The organism is Chromobacterium sinusclupearum (genome assembly GCF_002902845.1).
Lineage (GTDB): Bacteria > Pseudomonadota > Gammaproteobacteria > Burkholderiales > Chromobacteriaceae > Chromobacterium > Chromobacterium sinusclupearum.
Map to the genome: position 1 here is coordinate 14,281 of NZ_PPTF01000017.1, position 15,655 is coordinate 29,935.

The 15,655-nt window shown below is 60.4% G+C and carries 15 protein-coding genes; 4 read left to right on the forward strand and 11 right to left on the reverse strand.

Annotated elements, in window-relative coordinates; translation table 11 throughout:
• Nucleotides 1–40 precede the first annotated feature (40 nt).
• The 3 genes from C2134_RS04740 to C2134_RS04750 form a co-directional block, all read right to left on the reverse strand.
• Complete coding sequence (locus tag C2134_RS04740; RefSeq protein ID WP_103317965.1) at nt 41–880, reverse strand: ABC transporter permease subunit; 840 nt, start codon at nt 878–880, stop codon at nt 41–43.
• Nucleotides 877–1,782 carry an ABC transporter permease subunit gene (locus C2134_RS04745; RefSeq protein WP_103317967.1) on the reverse strand — a complete coding sequence of 302 codons (906 nt, stop codon included), beginning with the start codon at nt 1,780–1,782 and terminating at the stop codon, nt 877–879. Before C2134_RS04745 ends, C2134_RS04740 begins: the two co-directional genes overlap by 4 nt.
• Before the next feature lie 195 nt (nt 1,783–1,977).
• Nucleotides 1,978–3,078 (reverse strand): polyamine ABC transporter substrate-binding protein, encoded by a 1,101-nt coding sequence (locus C2134_RS04750; RefSeq protein ID WP_103317969.1) that lies wholly within the window; start codon nt 3,076–3,078, stop codon nt 1,978–1,980.
• A gap of 614 nt (nt 3,079–3,692) precedes the next feature.
• Here C2134_RS04750 and C2134_RS21475 point away from each other — a divergent pair.
• Nucleotides 3,693–3,857, forward strand: a complete 165-nt coding sequence (locus C2134_RS21475) for a hypothetical protein (RefSeq protein WP_158248696.1) — start codon at nt 3,693–3,695, stop codon at nt 3,855–3,857.
• A gap of 52 nt (nt 3,858–3,909) precedes the next feature.
• Here the strand turns inward: C2134_RS21475 and trhP are convergent, their stop codons facing one another.
• The 7 genes from trhP to C2134_RS04785 all read right to left on the reverse strand — a co-directional run bounded on the left by trhP (nt 3,910) and on the right by C2134_RS04785 (nt 12,830).
• Nucleotides 3,910–5,256: a prephenate-dependent tRNA uridine(34) hydroxylase TrhP gene (trhP, locus tag C2134_RS04755; RefSeq protein ID WP_103318004.1), complete on the reverse strand. Its 1,347-nt coding sequence runs from the start codon at nt 5,254–5,256 to the stop codon at nt 3,910–3,912.
• Between the two features lie 24 nt (nt 5,257–5,280).
• A complete protein-coding gene (locus tag C2134_RS04760; RefSeq protein ID WP_071110401.1) occupies nt 5,281–5,700 on the reverse strand; it encodes a hypothetical protein in 420 nt (139 codons plus the stop codon).
• A gap of 158 nt (nt 5,701–5,858) precedes the next feature.
• The gene (locus C2134_RS04765) at nt 5,859–6,074 is read right to left on the reverse strand and encodes a hypothetical protein (RefSeq protein ID WP_103317970.1); all 216 of its coding nucleotides are present in this window, start codon (nt 6,072–6,074) and stop codon (nt 5,859–5,861) included.
• A 22-nt stretch (nt 6,075–6,096) separates the two neighbouring features.
• Nucleotides 6,097–6,924: a ferritin-like domain-containing protein gene (locus C2134_RS04770; protein ID WP_103317973.1), complete on the reverse strand. Its 828-nt coding sequence runs from the start codon at nt 6,922–6,924 to the stop codon at nt 6,097–6,099.
• A 27-nt stretch (nt 6,925–6,951) separates the two neighbouring features.
• Nucleotides 6,952–10,866 (reverse strand): ATP-binding protein, encoded by a 3,915-nt coding sequence (locus C2134_RS04775; protein ID WP_103317975.1) that lies wholly within the window; start codon nt 10,864–10,866, stop codon nt 6,952–6,954.
• 2 nt (nt 10,867–10,868) lie between these two features.
• A complete protein-coding gene (locus C2134_RS04780) occupies nt 10,869–11,600 on the reverse strand; it encodes a response regulator (RefSeq protein ID WP_199179873.1) in 732 nt (243 codons plus the stop codon).
• Nucleotides 11,601–11,609: 9 nt separating this feature from the next.
• Nucleotides 11,610–12,830 carry an EAL domain-containing response regulator gene (locus C2134_RS04785; RefSeq protein ID WP_158248697.1) on the reverse strand — a complete coding sequence of 407 codons (1,221 nt, stop codon included), beginning with the start codon at nt 12,828–12,830 and terminating at the stop codon, nt 11,610–11,612.
• 508 nt (nt 12,831–13,338) lie between these two features.
• Between C2134_RS04785 and C2134_RS04790 the strand changes: the two genes are divergently transcribed.
• Entirely contained in the window at nt 13,339–13,911 is a 573-nt protein-coding gene (locus C2134_RS04790; RefSeq protein WP_103317979.1) for a DNA-3-methyladenine glycosylase I, read from the forward strand.
• Between the two features lie 158 nt (nt 13,912–14,069).
• Here the strand turns inward: C2134_RS04790 and C2134_RS04795 are convergent, their stop codons facing one another.
• Nucleotides 14,070–14,744: a YiaD family glycine zipper/OmpA-like lipoprotein gene (locus C2134_RS04795; RefSeq protein ID WP_103317980.1), complete on the reverse strand. Its 675-nt coding sequence runs from the start codon at nt 14,742–14,744 to the stop codon at nt 14,070–14,072.
• 103 nt (nt 14,745–14,847) lie between these two features.
• Here C2134_RS04795 and C2134_RS21480 point away from each other — a divergent pair, with 103 nt between their 5' ends.
• Complete coding sequence (locus C2134_RS21480; protein ID WP_158248698.1) at nt 14,848–15,012, forward strand: hypothetical protein; 165 nt, start codon at nt 14,848–14,850, stop codon at nt 15,010–15,012.
• Between the two features lie 140 nt (nt 15,013–15,152).
• Nucleotides 15,153–15,620, forward strand: a complete 468-nt coding sequence (locus C2134_RS04800) for a single-stranded DNA-binding protein (protein ID WP_043628890.1) — start codon at nt 15,153–15,155, stop codon at nt 15,618–15,620.
• Nucleotides 15,621–15,655 lie beyond the last annotated feature (35 nt).

A 15,655-nucleotide genomic window follows, 5' to 3' on the forward strand; every position in this document is an offset into this window, starting at 1 on the left:
CTTGTGCTGCACTGCTTTGTGGTTTACATCGCAACCCTGCTCAGCCGTTGGCAAAGGCCAACCGCATCTCTTTCTCGCGCTTGCGCGTCATCGCGCCCATATAGATATTGGCGACGACCACGCCCACCGACACCAGCACGATGAACAAGGTAGCCAGCGCGTTCATTTCCGGATTCAGACCCAGCCTCACCCGCGAGAAGATGACCATGGGCAGGGTGGTGGAACCTGGACCGGACAGGAAGGCGGTCAGCACCAGATCGTCCAGCGACAGCGTGAACGACAACAGCCAGCCGGACACCAGCGCCTGCGAGATCAGCGGCAGCGTGATGACGAAAAACACTTTCAGCGGCCGCGCGCCCAAGTCCATCGCCGCCTCTTCTAGCGACAGGTTCAACTCGCGCACCCGCGACTGCACCACGATGGTGACGTAGGACACGCACAGCATCACGTGGCCGATCCAGATGGTGAACACCCCCCTGCCCTCCGGCCACCCCAGGCTTTGCTCCATCGCCACGAACAGCAGCAGCAACGATATGCCCTGGATCACTTCGGGAATCACCAGCGGCGCGTTGATCATGCCGGTAAACAGCGCAAACAGCCGGAAGCGGCCAAAACGCCCCAGCACGAAGCCGGCCCAGGTACCCATCACCACCGATGCCGTCGCCGTCATCAGCGCGATCTTCAGGCTGAGCCAGGCGGCATTGATCAGCTCATCGTCGTCCAGCAAGGCGGCGTACCATTTGAAAGAAAACCCCGACCACAGCGTCACCAGTTTGGACTCGTTGAACGAGTAGATCACCAGCAGCACGATGGGCAAGTACAGAAAGGTGTATCCGAGTCCCAGCACCAGAAAGGACAAGGGTTTGCTTGGCTTGATCATTTCGCCTCCTCCATTGTCTTGACCTGGTAATGCTGGAACAGCGCCATCGGCACCAACAGCAGCAGCACCATGCAGCAGGTCACCGTGGCGGCCATCGGCCAGTCATTGTTGCTGAAGAATTCTTCCCACATCACGCGGCCTATCATCAGCGTGTCCGAGCCGCCCAACAGCTCCGGAATCACGTACTCGCCCACTGCCGGGATGAACACCAGGAGGCTGCCGGCGACGATGCCGTTCTTCGACAAAGGCAGCGTCACCTGCCAAAACGCGCGCCAAGGCTTGGCGCCCAGGTCGTAGGCCGCTTCCAGCAGCGTCAGATCCATCTTCACCAAGTGGGCGTACAGCGGCATGATCATGAACGGCAGGTAGGAGAACACCATGCCGATGTAGACCCCCCAGTTGGTGTGATACAGATGCAGCGGACTATTGATCACCCCCAGCCATAGCAGGAACTGGTTGAGAAAACCGTCGTTCTTCAGAATGCCTATCCAGGCGTAAACCCGAATCAGATACGAGGTCCAGAACGGCAGCATCACCATCATCATCAGGGTGTTGCGCGTCGCGCCCTCGGCCCGCGCGATGTAGTAGGCCATCGGATAGCCGATCAGCAGACACAGCACGGTGGAGAAGAACGCCATCTTCACCGAGCTGACATAGGTGGCGAAATACAGGTCGTCGGTGAACATGAAGCGGTAATGGCTCACGTTGAGCGCAACCGTGTAGACGTCGTTTTCCAGCTTGGTCAGCGGCGTGTAAGGCGGGATGCCCAGCTGCTGCTGGGAGAAACTGATGCCCACCACCAGCAGGAAGGGCAACAGGAAAAACACGAACAGGAACAGGAAAGGCACGGCGATCGCCGTTGTCCTGCCCGATGGCAACCATTTCAGATCCGGTAGTTTCATGGCAGCACCACAACGCCTGAGGCGTTTGAACATTGCGTCCCCATCGGCGAAGCGCCTTCGCCGACACCATCAGACCGCCCAACAAGGGCGGACAATGTCCCACGGCTGTCCGGCCGTCCCGGCTAGGCCGGGCAGCGGACTATTGTTGTGTGATCCAGACAAGAGCCGGATGGCGGCACCCGGCTCATGACAGGCTTAGCGCCCGGTCTTCAGCTGCGTCCACAGCCGGTTCTGCAGACGGGTGATGTCCGCCGGCAACGGCTTCAACAGGAACAAGGTTTTCATCACCGATTCCGGCGGGTAGATGGTCGGATCATTGGCGATTTCCGGCTTGACGAACTTGCGCGCCGCCGCGTTGACCGTCGGGTAGAACACCTCGTCGGTAATCGCCGCGTTGACCTCAGGCGTCTCGATGTAGTTGATCCACTTGAGCGCGGCTTCCGGGTGCGGCGCATCCTTCGGGATCACCATCACGTCGAACCAGATCGGCGCGCCGGACTTGGGGATCACGTAACCCAGCTGATAGGAACGCTTGGCCTCGGCCGCGCGGTGCTTGGCGATGTTGACGTCGCCGGACCAGCCCAGCGCCAGACAGATGTCGCCATTGGCCAGGTCGTTGATGTAGCCGGACGAGTTGAACTGGGTGATGTAGGGGCGAATCTTCTTCAAGGCCTCGAACGCGGCCTGGTAGTCGGCCGGATTCTTGCTGTTCGGATCCTTGCCCAGATGGTGCAGCGTAACGGCGAACACATCGTTGGCCTGATCCAGCACGGACACGCCGCAGTCTTTCAGCTTGGACACGTATTTGGGATCGAACAGGATGTCCCAGCTGTCCAGCGGGGCGTTGTTGCCCAGGATGGCCTTGACCTTGGTGAAATTGTAACCCAGGCCGTCAGTGCCATAAGCCCACGGCACGCCGTGCGCGTTGCCCGGATCGGCGTCGACGATCTTGGCCATCAGAGACTTGTCCAGATTGGCCAGATTGGGCAGCTTGGATTTGTCCAGTTTCTGGTAGATGCCGGCTTCGATCTGCCTGGCCATGAAATTGGAGGTAGGCACCACGATGTCGTAGCCGGCGCGGCCGGTCAGCATCTTGGCTTGCAAGGTGTCATCGCTGTCGTAGACATCGTATTTCACCTTGATGCCGGTCTGCTTTTCAAAGCCGGGGATGGTGGACTTGGCGATGTAATCCGACCAGTTGTAGACGTTAAGCGACTTGTCCTCCGCCAGCGCACCGGTGGCTGGCAAAAGCAACAACAAGGAATACAGAACTTTGTGAACCAGTTTCTTCTTCATGACAGGCTTCCTAAGTAGCACGACCATAAATGCTCCCGCCGATGACGGGAGATCCCGAGGAACTGCATTCTTCATTGCGTCGTCTGCCCATTGCGCTGGCTTGCCGCGCAGACGGCGGCATTAAGCCAACATACACCCAAGGCAGGCAAACGTAATATGCTCAAGCGTTACGGCATGTAACCCGAATTCACCGCGCTCACAAAACCACCCTATCCCGCGCTGGCTAGCCTTGGCTTACCATTGCGTTGTCTGCGTTAACGCCTTGCTTCAGGCGCGCGGAGAGGTGCTGTCAGCGGTTTGACGCCGGAGTGAACGGATAGACGGAACGGTTCAGAAAGAAGCGGGCGGGCTATGCAGGAAACGAGGCGGCGAGTGAAGCGCAAACGCGGGGGAACCGGCGCGGCAGGATGGGGAACAGTCAGGCCAAGGGCGGGCTGCTTGCATCATGATTTCCTCTCTCTCGCTCCAATATGCGATGGTGGCGTTTAATAAATTTGACGCCATATTTTTTTATGTAACTACTTTTTAATCAGGTTTACGCAGAGTTGCAATAGAAAAGCCAGTTTCTTCACAAAAAAATCAACACACTGTCTATTTGTTGCCAACTAGCGTTTATGATCATCAACGCCGCGATGATCTATCGGCCTAAGCGCGAGCTTGGCCGGCCTTTGATTCAAGACATTATCATCAACAAAACTCGATCAGGAAATCGCTGGCTTTCCTGGCGCCGCCACAATCAACCATCCCGCAACACCGACGCAACACCTGCTGCCGACTGATAAAGCAAAAAGGCTGCCAGCGGCAGCCTTTAAATGCGAAAAACAGCGGCAATCACAACAGGCGGGTGATCAGGGCCTTGTGGTCATAGCCGGCAAAACCGGGAATCCGCACCTGCATGCCGTTGCCGGCAGCCACTTGCACCGACTCGCCATTGCGTATCATCTGCGCCAGTTCGATGATGCGGTTGCCGGACGGATGGATCACCTCCAGCTTGTCGCCGACGGCGAACTTATTCTTCACTTCCACCAGCGCCCAGCCTTCGGCATCCACTTCGATCACATCGCCGACATACTGGCTCTGCTTGGCCTTGGAGTGCCCGGTCAGGTAGTTCTGGTAATCCTGGCTCTGGTGCCGCTCAAGAAAACCCGGGGTATAGCCGCGGTTGGCCAGACCATCCAGATCGGACAGCAGGCTCAGGTCGAACGGACGGCCTGCGACGGCGTCGTCGATCGCCTTGCGGTACACCTGGGCGGCGCGCGCCACATAGTACAAACTCTTGGTGCGGCCCTCGATCTTCAGCGAATCGACGCCTATCTTCACCAGCTTCTCCACCTGCTCGACGGCACGCAGGTCCTTGGAATTCATGATGTAGGTGCCGTGCTCGTCCTCGATGATGGGCATCAGTTCGCCCGGACGGCTGCCCTCTTCGATCAGATAAGTCTTGTCCGCCAAGGGGTGGCGCTGCTGGCTGCCGCAGGACGAGAAATTCTGGTTGGCTTCTTCCAGCGCCTTGTTGAAGTCGAACTGGATCACCTGCACATCGCCGGCGTCGTCGCCCTGCGTGTCGTGCACCTTGTAGTCCCAGCGGCAAGCATTGGTACAGGTGCCTTGATTCGGATCGCGGTGGTTGAAATAACCAGACAGCAGGCAACGGCCGGAGTACGCGATGCACAATGCACCATGAACGAACACTTCCAGCTCCATGTCGGGGCATTCCTGGCGGATTTCCGCAATCTCGTCCAGGGACAGCTCGCGCGACAGGATGATGCGCGACACGCCCAGCTTCTGCCAGAACTTGACGCCCATATAGTTGACGGTATTGGCCTGCACCGACAGGTGGATGGGCACTTCCGGCCACTTCTCGCGCACCATCATGATCAGCCCCGGGTCGGCCATAATCAGCGCGTCCGGCTTCATGGCGATCACCGGCTCCATGTCGGCCATATAGGTCTTGATCTTGCTGTTGTGCGGCAGAATGTTGCTGGCGACAAAGAACAGCTTGCCGCGCGCGTGGGCCTCGTCTATGCCCTGCTTCAGTTCTTCCAGCTTGAAATCGTTGTTGCGGGCGCGCAGGCTGTAGCGCGGCTGGCCGGCGTACACGGCGTCGGCGCCAAAATCATAGGCGGCGCGCATCTTGTCCAGCGTGCCGGCCGGCAGCAGCAATTCGGGGGCTTTGATCATTGGGTGATGACTTCTTGGTATTCAGTTGAGCAGGCAGGAAACCGGCAGCGGCTTGCGGTCCGGCTTGACGAAAGCCTTGCGGGCAGAGTCTGCGGCCAGGCGTTCGGACGAGTAGTGCTGCTCCAGCACGGCCTTGGCATCCTGGGCCAGATCGCGGCAGCTATCCAGAAAGGCCTGCCAGTCTTCCATCAGCGCCGGGTCGGACTCCACCCGGCTATAGGCGATGGCCAGCAGCGCCATCGTCAGCGTGTGGTTGTACTTGGTCGCCGCGCCATTCGCCATGGCGAAGCGCGACAGCGCATGCGCGCAACGCGCAGCCGCCTCCGGCGCCGGGTACTCCCGACGATAGCCCCAGGCTGCGTACAGGTGGGCTTGATGATTGAAATCCGATGCTGCCAGCGCATTGGCTTCCAGCTTACGCAGGAATACCTGGTGCTCCATGATGCAGACGCTCCGCAAGTGCAAAAAACGACAGGCCCCGCACCATAGCGGAGCCTGTTTGAGGCTTATTCGGCCGCGATTATGCGCGGGTGGACATTCAGCGTCAAGCCCGCCTGACGCATCGCCGCAACTTTAAGCCGCTGTTTTTTAAAGCCGTTTTATTTTCGTGGTTTTTGCAACAACGCCGCCAAAGACAGCAACTGCCCCGCCATGGCAAGCAATAGCAGCATTGGGCACAGCAGTCGCAGCAACAGGCTTTCCGTCTCGCCGCCGCGCCATAGCACGGACATCGCCATGAATAACAAGGTGGAAGCCAGCAACATCGCGATGCCGAACTTGCGATTGCCGCGCAGGCGAATGATCAGATTTTTCATTAAGGTGATCCAGATAAAAAAGTCAGGCGTCGGCCGGCTGCTCGCCCAGCCGGGCCAGCGCCGCCAATTCATCGGCGAAGAAACCCGCGGCTTCGCGCGCGGGCAGATTGTAGTCGCCGGGATGCAGTTGCATCGCGTACTCATCGAGTAGACGGCGGAAAGTCGCCTGTGGTTCCAGCCCGCGCTGCCGGCATAGCTCGCAGAACCAACGGTTGCCGATCTGCACATGGCCGATTTCGTCGCGCAGGATGATGTCCAGCACGGCAACGCTGGCCGTATCGCCGATGGCGGCCAGCCGCCGCTGGATGCCTGGCGTCACGTCCAGCCCGCGCGCCTCCAGCACCCTGGGCACCAGGGCCATGCGAATCATCACATCATGATCGGTCTTGCGCGTCATCGCCCACAGGCCGTCATGCGCCGGAAAATCGCCGTAGGCGAAACCCAGCTCCCGCAACCTGTCCTGCAGCAGCCGGAAATGGCCGGCCTCCTCCGCCGCCACCCGCAGCCAATCGTCGACAAAGCCGTCCGGCATGTCGCGAAAGCGCCAGGCCGCGTCCAGCGCCAGATTGACGGCATTGAATTCGATATGGGCGATGGCGTGCAGCAAGGCGCCATGCCCCTGACGGGTAGAAAGGCCGCGCCGCGGCACCCTGGCGGGGTGGACCAACTCGGGACGTTCCGGCCGCCCCGCCTCCGGCAAGGCGTAGGGATCGGCTGCCGCCAGACGGGCCAGCGAGCCGGCGCGCCAATCCTGGAAAAGCCGTTCGGCAAGCGACAGCTTTTCCTCGACGTCGCGGCACAACAGCGCCTGCTCCAGCAAGGGATAAAGCGATACGGTTGAGTGCGTCATGCAGCGGATTTTAAGCGCCGCGCGTCCTCAGGCCAAGTCTGCCTCGGTTTGGGCTGTGAGCCAGTCCTCGAAACGCGCCAGTTCCTCGTCGAACTTCAGCATCGCCTGATGCGCCAATTCGACATTGCGGTCCTTGCCGGCTTTTTCCACGGCCTCCGCCGCCGCGCCCAGGTCATTGGCGCCGACCATGCGGCTGGCGCCCTTGATCCGGTGGGCGGCAAACCCGATCTTGTCCGGATCCCGGCTTTGCAGCGCCTCGCGCAAGGCCGCCACGTCCTCCTGGTTGCCGGTCTGGAACTCACGCAGGATCTCCAGCTCCATGCTCAAATCGCCGTTGCTGTAGACCTGCAGCACGCTACGGTCGATCGGCACTGAGAGGTTATCCTCCCCGTCTTGCGCGCCTGCCTGCCCAGCTGACTGGGGCAACGGCTCCATGGCGGCCTCCGGCGGCAAGATAGTCTGCTCTCCTGAGTCGCCGACAGACCGCATCCATTTGCTCAAGGTCGATTGCAGGGCATGAATCGACAAGGGCTTGGTGAGGAAGTCGTCCATGCCGGCCTCGCGCGTCTTGTCCACCTCCTCTTTCGCGGCGTTGGCGGTGCAGGCGACGATGGGAATACGGCCGCACTCGGGATGCGACGCCTCATAGGCGCGCACCAGCCGGGCCAGTTGATAGCCGTCTATGCCAGGCATGTGGCAATCGGTCAGAATCAGGGAATAACGTCCAGCCAGCCACTTGCTGAAGGCGCGGTCGCCGTCTTCCGCCCAGTCCGCCGGGTAGCCTAGCTTTTCCAGCTGTTTCAGCGTCAGCTTGCGGTTGGTTGGATTGTCCTCGGCAAACAGAATGGGATAACCCTTCTCGACGCCGGCAGACGCGCCGCCACTGGCAAGAGGAGCGGAAACCGACTCCAAAGGCACCCGCTGCTCCGGCAGCACCACCGGCTCGACCTGCTCCGCCAGCCACTCCAGTTCCAGCAGCAGGCGCGCGCAGCTGCCCTTGCCTGGCTCGCTTTCCATTTCCACATGCCCGCCCATCAAACCGGCCAGCCGCCGGCAGATGGCCAGCCCCAAGCCAGTGCCGCCAAAACGCCTGGTCGTTTCGGAATCCGCCTGGGTGAATGGCTGGAACAGTTTGCTCAACTGCTCCTGCGACATGCCGATGCCGGTATCTTCGACTTCAAATGCCAGCACCTGGTAATTGGCGACGGTATCCATCACCCTCACCCGGATATCCACTTTTCCGCCGGAGGTGAACTTGATGGCATTGCTGATGAAGTTCTGCAAGACCTGCCGCACCCGCAACGGATCCATCACCAGCGTCGGCGCCAGCTTGTCGTCCAGCGTCAGCGTCAGCGCCAGGCCTTTCTTGTTGGCATTCTCCTGATACAGGCTGCGCAGACTGTCCATGAACGGCTGCACGGCCGTCCGGGTGGGGATGATTTCCATCCGGTCCGCTTCGATCTTGGAGAAATCGAGAATATCGTCGATCAGCCTGAGCAAGGTATTGGCAGAGTCTTGTATAGTGGACACGGTATCGCGTTGCTCCGCGTCCAGCTGCGTCATCGCCAGCAACTCCAGCATGCCGAGCACGCCGTTCATCGGCGTGCGGATCTCGTGGCTCATCGTGGCGAGGAAGGCGCTCTTGGCCCGGTTGGCGGCATTGGCCTGGTCGCGCGCCATGCGCAGCTCGAACTCGGCCATCTTGCGTTCGGTGATGTCCAAGCAGGCCAGAATGATCACCGACTCGGCGGCGTCCGGGAACAACAGCTGCCCCTCGAACAGCACCCAGATCGGTCGGCCGGTGCCGGTCAAGCACTCCAGCTCGCAGTGGATGCGCGCGTTTTCCTGCTGCATCTTGGACATCTGCTCGGCCAGCTCGTACCAGCCATGCTCAGAAGCCAGCAGCTCCATCAAGTGCATGCCGGACAAGCCGTATCCATCGCCGACATCGAAAATGCTTTCCGCGGTGAGGTTGGCGCGGGTGATCTGGAAGTGTTCGTTCAAGCGCAGCAAGCCCACCGGCGAAGCGGAGTACACCGCCTCTTCCTCTTGCAACACCGCGCGCAATTGAGCTTCAGACAGCTTACGGCGGTCTTCCTCCGCGTAAAAACCGAGGATATTGGCGTAGGCGCCCAGCAAGGGCAGGATGCTGATGCCGAGCTGCGACAGCGTTGGCCGCATCAGGCACACCCCCGCCGCCACCTCTCCGGCCAGCATCACCGGCAAGGAGACCCAGGACGGTTGCGCCGACAAGCTGCGGAACAGGGCCGGCAATGGCGCCTCGGCCATCGACAATTGCTGTATCTGCGGCAGAAAATCCGGCCACTCCCCGGCCTGCAAGCGCAGGGACTCGTCGCTGTTGTCCAATGCCGACCAGGCCACCAAAACACACTGCTCGGAATGCGTGAAATCCAGGAACGTATCATGCAAGCGCGCAAACACCGCCTCGCGCGATGAGCGAGAAAGCAGCAAAGCCTCGATTTCCGAAATGACCGACAGCAATTCGACGCTGCGCTCCAGCGAGGCTTCAGCCAGCCTGCGCTTGTGCTCATCCCGCACGATCAAGATGTGCAAAGGACGGTTATTCCCGTCCAGATAGCGATCTATCGTGAGCAAGGCATGAAAATGCTCGCCGCCACTGCCCATTCCCTCTACCTGCAGCGAGCGCCCCTCCTGAATTTCCAAGGCAGACAACACGGAATGCAACTCATCGTTCATCACGAAAAGCTGCTTGACGGGCATGCCCGCCAACATGCTCATCGAGTAGCCGAACATTCTTCCGGCGCCCTCGTTGGCCATTTCGATGGCGCCGCTCTGATTGATCACCAGCATCGCATCGCCGGATACGTCGAGCATGCGCTGCAGAAAGTCCAGCGGCTTGAGCACCTTGCGCACCATCACGTACAGGAGGAAGCCCAGCAACACGATTTCCACCAAGGCGAACAAGCCGGCTCGCAGCAGCTCGCGCCTGGCATCGGACAGGCTAGCCTGGGCCGCGGCGGCAGTATGGCCGGACACATCCTGCAGCGTCTGCGAAAACGCCTCCGTCAAGCGATCCAGATTGAGAGAAAAGTTATTGGCCTGAGCGAATTGCAAGCGGCCATCCAATTGATCCAGCTGCAATTGCGCCAACAACTGTTGCCGCTGCGCCAGCAGCGCAAGCGTGGTGAACTTGGCCGACAAGCTCGGATCCTGCACGCTGTCCACTCGGGGCCTGAGCTTGTCCAAGGTCAGCATCCCGGCAGCCAAACGGCGCGCCAGATCCTCTTCCACGTGCCGGTCCAGCCTATGCCCCAACATCATGCGCAATACCAGTGATTGCGCATTGGCGCGCAGCCAATAAGCGGACATCCACAAATCCTGCCGCAACCACACCAGATTATTGATGCGCGGATCGCCGCTCGCCGCCATGGAAACCACCGCGTCGCTCAGCAAATGCTGCACCTGCTCCTGAACATCGCGCGTTTCTTCATAAAGCCGGGTAGTCAAGGCCTCGTTGGGACCTGTGTGGGCACGCCAGGTTTCGCCGGCCAGCGCGCGCAACTGCTGGAACTGGCGCAGCGTCTGCTGCAGATGGATCAATTTTTCCTCGATCCGGCCGTTCTGCCTCTTGCGCAAAGACGTGGCCAGCGCGAAATAATCCTCGTCCACCCGTCGGCCCAGCTGGTCCAGCCGATTTTGCTGGTCCGCGGTAGGCGGCTTGCCGAGCAGCAAGGCGCGCAATTGTCCGCTTTCGCTCAGCTGCGCTTCCGCAAAGCGGTAAAGCAGATCGGCATCGCCGCTCCATTCGGTCAACTGGCTGGCTTGCTGATATCGTTCCCAAGACGCGATCTGCAGCTGCAACATGACGCCAATTTGCAGCATGCCCAGCAACAGCACGATGACCAACACGCTGCGCCCTATCGCGCTTGCTTGACTATGCTGCGGCCGAATCCGGGTCATGGCTAGCTTCTCACAACCGGATTGACCGCTGTCTCCGAATTGTCCAACACAAAAATCTGCGCGACGCCATAACGCTCAGAGTAATCCTTCAATACCGACAACTGGTTGGCGGAGATGGTGGCCCCGCGCGGCAACAGCAGATGCCCCGACCTGCTGCGCAGGTCGCGCGTCAGTAGCGCGCCTGGCTTGACCTTGTCCAAAGTCAGGCAGCTCTCTTCCGGCCCATCGTGAGCGATGGGCGTCCTCGTCTCGAACAGCCGGCCAAAGACTTTCTTGTCATAATCCGTGCCCGTGGAGATGTGATAGTAGCTGAATGGATCGATCTCCGGCCGCGCCCGCTGCAGGGCCGTCTGGATCGCCTTTTCCACATCGGCCGGCTTAGGAGGCTTGACGACGAAACCATCGGCGTGCAGCTGGCTGGCCATCATCACATTACTGCGGTCCGCATGGCCGGACAAAAAGACGAAGGGCAAATTGGAAACATTGGCGGTATGGCCGCAGCGCAGTTCCTTGAGCAAATCCATGCCATTCATGGGCTGCATTTGCACGTCGCACAAAATGATGTCGACCATGCGGATATCCAGCATCCGCATCGCGGCGGTACCATCTGCGGCCTGATAAATATGGTCCTGCCGGACACCCATGCTCTGCAAAGCCTGCGAAATCAGCGTGCGCACCAAGGTCTGGTCATCGACGATCAAAATGCGCAAGCGGACCAAATCGACCGAAATCATCGCGTCTCCTCAAGTAACGGATACCGCGCCATCCGCAGCAGAACTGCTTCCCCAAATGCTTCTGGTCGCCGCGACCAACTCGCCTTCCGGGATGGCCGCGCCCAGAAACTGACCCATTCCGCTGACGCACCCAAGCGATCGCGCCAACGCCAGGCTCTCTTCATTATCGATGCGCGTTGCGCAAACAGCGGCCTGCGACAAGCCGAAATAGCGCAAAAGGCGAAAGGCGCCCGCATCCTCTCCCAGCAATACCCGCATCCAACGCAAGGTTTCCACCGGCACGTTAAGCTGGTCGAATGGAAACTTGAACAAATTGCTCACCGCGAGGGCGCCCTGCCCGAACTCTCCCGCCAGCAAGCGGAATCCCAGATAACGAACTTTGGCGATATTCTCGAAGCACACCGCGTCTGCGTGCCTGCCCAAGCCATCGGTCAACTCAAAGCCGATGCGCCGGGCCGCGACGCCATATTGCTGCAGCACCATGTAGCAATGGTCGAATACGTTTTCCGCGCGCAGGCAGGCCTCATCGATCTGCACGCTGATTGGGCACTCGGCAAAAGACGTATGCCGAGCGATATCCACCAGCAGCTTGGCTATCCGCTCCACCACCGTTTCCAGCATGACGGCCGACGCCATCCTCCGGCCGGCCAGCCGCGAAAGCAGATAGTCCATCGGATAACGCTTGCCATTCTGGATCAATCCAGCCAGGTGAAAACCACTGAGCTTGCGCTCCGCCAGCGTAAGCACCGGCGCAAACTCCAGCCTATAGTCGTCCTCGCCTATCATCGACAATAGCTGCTCGATATCCAACGGATCCAGCGGGAGCAGCCTTTCCATTTCATTGAAGATATCGTCGAGCGTGGCGACAAAGGCTTCCGCCGAATACGGTTTGGTCAGAAATCGGGTGCAAGACATGCCCAGGGCGCTGGACATGTCGGCGATGGTTTGCAGCGTTTTGCCGTCGTAGCCGGAAATGATCAGCAATGCGGACTGGTAGCCAAGCTGCGCCACGTTCTTGATGAAATCGATGCCGTTCATGCCGGGCATGCCGATATCGGTGATCACCAGGTCATAGCCGCCTTCCACCAGGCTCCGCAACGCCTCGGCCGGATCGCTGAATTCGTCTATCTCCACCGCGAAACGGCTGAAGAAGCTGGCTTGGCGCGAGATCAGCTTGCGCAATACCAATTGGTCATCGAGTATCAAGAACCGCTTTGGCTTCAGCTCCATGCTGATCATCCCCTTCCAGGCAATACCGCAGCGGTTTCAACGCTATGCACTCGGCCTCTGGCCACCAGTAAGAGGCTTCTCTGCGCAGCATCACCTCCTCCGCCCGCCGCTACGACATTCGCGTAACTTTGCACCGCGTAATACCATGTATAGGCTGACATACTTGCCAGCACAAGCGGCCATCCGTCGCCTTGAATGACGCCGCCCTGCGTCTCGCCATTCCGCCAGCAGATCGCCTGCGCGTCGACGCCCAGCCCTTGAGTCGACCCGAACAGACTCAGGACCACGCTAACAATCTAACTGCAGCTATTTCCGGACGATCAGGGCCTGCTCTGCCTGGCTCTCCTACAACCACTCGGCGTACACTTTCAGACTAGGCCGGCGCAACTAGCCGCTTGACGCGAAACCCGCCGCTGGCCAATTTGCTCCAACCAACGTTGACCGGCCTTTTCGCAGCGCGCAGCCTCCAGAATGCCGGCCTGCCAATCCACGCTCTACTGCATATGCCATGAAAAATACCAAACGATGCCCATGGTGTGGCGACGATGCTTTATATACCGCCTACCACGACGAGGAATGGGGGCGTCCCGAACGGAACGACCGCAAGCTGTATGAAATGCTGGTGCTGGAAGGCGCGCAGGCCGGACTGTCCTGGATCACCATCTTGCGCAAGCGCGAAGGCTACCGCGACGCCTTCCACGGCTTTGATCCGGAACGAGTGGCGGCGATGACCGACGATGACGTCGAACGGCTGATGCAGAACCCCGCCATCGTGCGCAACCGCCTGAAAATCCGCAGCGCCATCCGCAACGCCAAAGTATTTCTGCAGATGCAACGCCAACACGGCAGCTTCGCCGACTGGCTGTGGGCGCACGTCGATGGGCAGCCCATCGTCAATCGCTGGCGCAGCCACGCCGAATGTCCCGCCTCGACCGAGCTATCCGACCGCATCAGCAAGGCGCTGAAAAAGGCCGGCATGAACTTCGTCGGCAGCACGGTGATCTACGCCTACCTGCAGGCCTGCGGGGTGGTCAACGACCATCTGCTGGACTGCCATCGGCACCCGGACCAAGCGGGCTGAATTTGCAAACTGACCATGGCATGGCGCCTTAGCGCATCACATCGGCAGCATTCACGAATGAAAAAAACCGCCGGCGACAAAAGTCACAGGCGGTTTGAAAACGGCTGCGGCGGAGAGTCTTGCTTGAATAAGCGGACGCCTCCCGCCAGACAGACGGCTTACTTCTGTTGCGGGGCCGGCTCTGCCACAAAGATCTCCACGCGACGGTTCATCGCTCGGCCGGACAGCGAGCCGTTGTCCGCCACCGGCTCGCGCGAACCGCGGCCATCGATGGCGATGCGGCCCATGGCCACGCCGCGCGACACCAGATAATCCTGCGTAGCCTTGGCGCGGTTGATCGACAACGGGCCGTTGATCGCATCGCTGCCGGTGCTGTCGGTATGGCCGATGATGCTCACCGTGGTAACCGGATTCTGCTTAAGGGTGGCGGCCAGCTTGTCCAATACCGGCTTCAGGCTGGGCTTCAGCGCATATTTGCCGGAATCAAACGAGGCGTCGCTGGGAATATTGATCTTGAGCCGGTTATCGGCAGTTTGGCTGACATCAATGCCGGTGCCCTTGGTCGCCTGCTCCATCGCCTCTTTCTGCTTTTGCATGTGCTGCGACCACAGGTAGCCGCTGCCCGCGCCGATCAGGCCGCCGATGGCCGCGCCGGTGGCCGCGCTGCGGCCGGTATGCCCGCCGGCGGTCAGCGCGCCGATAGCCGCGCCCACGCCGGCGCCAATCGCCGCGCCGCCGCCCACGCCCTTTTGCGTGTCGCTCATATTGGCGCAACCGCCCAGACCTGCCAGGCTAGCGGCCACCAAAGTAGACACCATCGCGTTCTTGATCATGCTTTCATCCTTTTCATACTGATTGCGAAGAGACCGCCTCTGGCGCGGCGGGTTCCCCACACCGCGCCATCACGCGCCGCGCGGCTTGCGGTAATATTGCAGCTTGCCACTATCGGCACGTCGCGCCGAACCAAGCAGCGGCATCGATGGCGGCGCAACCGCCATCGTTCTGATCGATACCAAAGCCGGCGCGATTGCCGTGTATAATACCGCCCAATCGTTCGGCCCGCGCCCGATCTACCGCATGACGGTCGATCTGGCCTTTTGACCTGCGCAATCATGAAACGGCGCGCCGGTTTGGATAGCATGGTCGAACCCGCTGGCGAGCGGCCACCTCGCCCTCCCCGCGCAAGACAGGGCCGCTCAGGCGGCGCAGGCCAAGCAGTATGAACTTATCCGGAGAATTGAATGAACAGCATCACCTTTGACGGCCGCCTGGCCGCCGACGCCGAACTGCGCTACACCCCGAGCGGCGAGCCCGTTCTGTCGTTCCGCGTGGCCAGCGACATCGGCTTCGGCGAGCGCAAAAGCACCAACTGGTTCAGCTGCCAGGTGTGGGGCAAGCGCGGTGAGTCGCTGAAGAACTACCTGGCCAAGGGACAGCAAGTCACCGTATACGGCCAGCTGACGCTGCGCGAGTGGCAAGACAAGGACGGCAACAAGCGCCTGTCCCCGGATGTGCGCGTCAACGAACTGAGCCTGCAAGGCGGCCGCAGCGAAATGGGCGCGTCCTCCGGCGGCATGGGCGGCGGCATGGAAGAAAGCTACGGCTACAACGCCCCGGCCCCGCGCCAGGAAGCCCCGGCCGCGCCGCGCCGCCAGGAGCCGAAGCCGGCTCCGCGCATGGACGATATGGACGACGATATTCCGTTTTGACCGGAACATGAGGCAGCCCGCCTAATCTGGCCGGA

What these genes read in the sequence shown, in the direction of transcription:
- C2134_RS04740 (WP_103317965.1), bottom strand. Translation starts at nt 880, where the DNA reads ATGATCAAGCCAAGCAAACCCTTGTCCTTTCTGGTGCTGGGACTCGGA.
- C2134_RS04745 (WP_103317967.1), bottom strand. Translation starts at nt 1,782, where the DNA reads ATGAAACTACCGGATCTGAAATGGTTGCCATCGGGCAGGACAACGGCG.
- C2134_RS04750 (WP_103317969.1), bottom strand. Translation starts at nt 3,078, where the DNA reads ATGAAGAAGAAACTGGTTCACAAAGTTCTGTATTCCTTGTTGTTGCTT.
- C2134_RS21475 (WP_158248696.1), top strand. Translation starts at nt 3,693, where the DNA reads ATGATCATCAACGCCGCGATGATCTATCGGCCTAAGCGCGAGCTTGGC.
- C2134_RS04760 (WP_071110401.1), bottom strand. Translation starts at nt 5,700, where the DNA reads ATGGAGCACCAGGTATTCCTGCGTAAGCTGGAAGCCAATGCGCTGGCA.
- C2134_RS04765 (WP_103317970.1), bottom strand. Translation starts at nt 6,074, where the DNA reads ATGAAAAATCTGATCATTCGCCTGCGCGGCAATCGCAAGTTCGGCATC.
- C2134_RS04770 (WP_103317973.1), bottom strand. Translation starts at nt 6,924, where the DNA reads ATGACGCACTCAACCGTATCGCTTTATCCCTTGCTGGAGCAGGCGCTG.
- C2134_RS04775 (WP_103317975.1), bottom strand. Translation starts at nt 10,866, where the DNA reads ATGACCCGGATTCGGCCGCAGCATAGTCAAGCAAGCGCGATAGGGCGC.
- C2134_RS04780 (WP_199179873.1), bottom strand. Translation starts at nt 11,600, where the DNA reads ATGATTTCGGTCGATTTGGTCCGCTTGCGCATTTTGATCGTCGATGAC.
- C2134_RS04785 (WP_158248697.1), bottom strand. Translation starts at nt 12,830, where the DNA reads ATGGAGCTGAAGCCAAAGCGGTTCTTGATACTCGATGACCAATTGGTA.
- C2134_RS04790 (WP_103317979.1), top strand. Translation starts at nt 13,339, where the DNA reads ATGAAAAATACCAAACGATGCCCATGGTGTGGCGACGATGCTTTATAT.
- C2134_RS04795 (WP_103317980.1), bottom strand. Translation starts at nt 14,744, where the DNA reads ATGATCAAGAACGCGATGGTGTCTACTTTGGTGGCCGCTAGCCTGGCA.
- C2134_RS04800 (WP_043628890.1), top strand. Translation starts at nt 15,153, where the DNA reads ATGAACAGCATCACCTTTGACGGCCGCCTGGCCGCCGACGCCGAACTG.